General features: G+C 71.0%; 3 protein-coding genes and 1 pseudogene. 2 read left to right on the top strand and 2 right to left on the bottom strand.

The features are described from left to right. Window positions 1-162, top strand: a pseudogene (locus Q1K57_RS02325) (IS5/IS1182 family transposase); the annotation flags it as partial. 173 nt (window positions 163-335) lie between these two features. Here Q1K57_RS02325 and Q1K57_RS02320 read toward each other — a convergent pair. Together Q1K57_RS02320 and Q1K57_RS02315 are read right to left on the bottom strand one after the other, a co-directional pair. After that, complete coding sequence (locus Q1K57_RS02320; protein ID WP_300078579.1) at window positions 336-671, bottom strand: hypothetical protein; 336 nt, start codon at window positions 669-671, stop codon at window positions 336-338. Further along, window positions 668-1,438, bottom strand: a complete 771-nt coding sequence (locus Q1K57_RS02315; protein WP_300078577.1) for a hypothetical protein — start codon at window positions 1,436-1,438, stop codon at window positions 668-670. The genes Q1K57_RS02320 and Q1K57_RS02315 overlap by 4 nt, the downstream gene beginning before the upstream one ends. Between Q1K57_RS02315 and Q1K57_RS02310 the strand changes: the two genes are divergently transcribed. Next, the coding region (locus Q1K57_RS02310) for a hypothetical protein (RefSeq protein ID WP_300078575.1) at window positions 1,437-1,743 on the top strand (307 nt) is incomplete at its 3' end. The genes Q1K57_RS02315 and Q1K57_RS02310 overlap by 2 nt on opposite strands.

Below are 1,743 nucleotides of genomic sequence, written 5' to 3'. Positions count from 1 at the left end.
GAACGCACGATCGCTTGGCTGACCCGAGGGAACCGGAAAGTGCCCTACCGGGGCGTGACCAGGAACGACAACTGGCTCCACAACCGGGTCGCGGCGATCAACCTGCGCCGACTCCTCGCCCTCGGCCTCACCCACGGACCGACCGGCTGGGCGCTGGCCTGACCGACCGCCCGAGGGCACTTAACCCTTAACCAACAGCCGCCACCATGGACCTCAGACGGGCGGGGCGACCCCGTTGTCGCACTCTGGGTGCCGACTCACACTCGCCGCTCGACGGCCTTGGCGGCGTCCCGATCGTCGCCCATACTCAACACGCCCTCAGAATGGCGCCTTGTTCAGCAGTCTCCTAGCTCCTGCCGCGCGATCTCGTCCCCCAAGGGGGACTGCCCGATCCGCTCCGAGAAGCGCTTGGACGCCAGCGCGCGCAGTTCCGACGCCTCGTCCCAGTCCACCTCGGTCGACCGCTCCGTGGGTCGACCATCGACGCCCGACCTCGCCTCGCGGCCCACGACGTGGAGGGAGGACGCGGTCGGTGCGCCCGCCGTCGACAGGGTGAACCCGGAGCGGACCCGGCCCGGCCGCGCCGGATCGGTGCCGTCGCCGAAGGCGGTGAACAGGGGCACGCTGGCCAAGTCGGGCCTTTCCCAGGTGGGCTGCGGCTGCTTGGTCATCGTTCCGCCCCCGTCCTGGTGCGCGGTAGCGCGTCTTCGGTGCGCGGTGCGAGGGCTCGCAGCGACTCACCCAACGCCACCACGGACCTGGGCAGCGGCGAACGCTCGAACCGACGCTGAGGCTCCCCGTGGGACCACCACCGCGCGGCGTCCGGATCCCACGCCACCTCGCCGACCACCGGCACGCCCAAGGTCTTGGTGACCTCGGACGTGCTGTACCGACGTGCCGGGCCCGCGATGACCAACCGCACGTCGCCCAGCGAGCCTTCCTGAAGTCCGGGCAGCCACGACCGCACCCGGGCCAGCTCGGGCAATCCGGTCCCCGTCACGATCACGGTCACGTCCGACTCCGAGATCAGTGGTTCCGGGCTGCCGACCATGCCCAGCCGGCCGGCATCCACGACGATGTCCACGCCCGTGTCGACCTCGAGTCCACGCAAGGCGTCCAAGAGCGAGTCCCACACGCCCAGGAGGGACGCCGCCTGCTGGTGCGCCCGTAGCCCCGGCAACAGGCTCGCGTTCGAGTCAGCCAGGGGAAACAGCCGCGAGGGCAACTCGTCGGCCAGCTGTCGGTGTCGGTGGGCCAACACGAGTTCGGAGAGTCCGGGGCGGGCAACACCTGTGCAGTACCCGGCCAGGATCGCCGAGCCGCCCGACGGATCGGCTTCCACCAGCACCACCGGACGCGGCCACGTCAGGGCCAGACCGACCGACAGGGTCGTCACCCCCAACGAGCCCGAGACGGACGCGACCGTGAAGAGCGGCATGGCGACACCGCTCCCGGGAGTCGAGCACCACGGCGACCTTGCCGGTCGCCGCGCGAGCTGCCAGATCGGGTGCGGCGTCCGCGCTCACCAGCAAGTCGACCAGGGCGAACTGCCCGTCCTGCGAGCGCGTGACCGCGACCACCTTGGCCGCGATGGTCACCGGCGACACCTCGCCGACCTGGCCCTGCGCACCGGGGGTCTGAACCACCCGCACGTCGTCGCCGGTCTTCAAGGGAATGGCTGGGAGCATCCCGTCCACCAGCGACAGCCCCACCACTGTCTCGCCCTTGGCCGGGACCGTCTCG

This window comes from Propioniciclava sp. (assembly GCF_029977985.1).
Taxonomy (GTDB): domain Bacteria; phylum Actinomycetota; class Actinomycetes; order Propionibacteriales; family Propionibacteriaceae; genus Propioniciclava.
This window is presented reverse-complemented; position numbering and strand designations above follow the sequence as displayed.

Excerpts from the sequence above, each read along its gene's own strand:
- Q1K57_RS02320 (WP_300078579.1), bottom strand. The coding sequence starts at position 671 with ATGACCAAGCAGCCGCAGCCCACCTGGGAAAGGCCCGACTTGGCCAGC.
- Q1K57_RS02315 (WP_300078577.1), bottom strand. The coding sequence starts at position 1,438 with ATGCCGCTCTTCACGGTCGCGTCCGTCTCGGGCTCGTTGGGGGTGACG.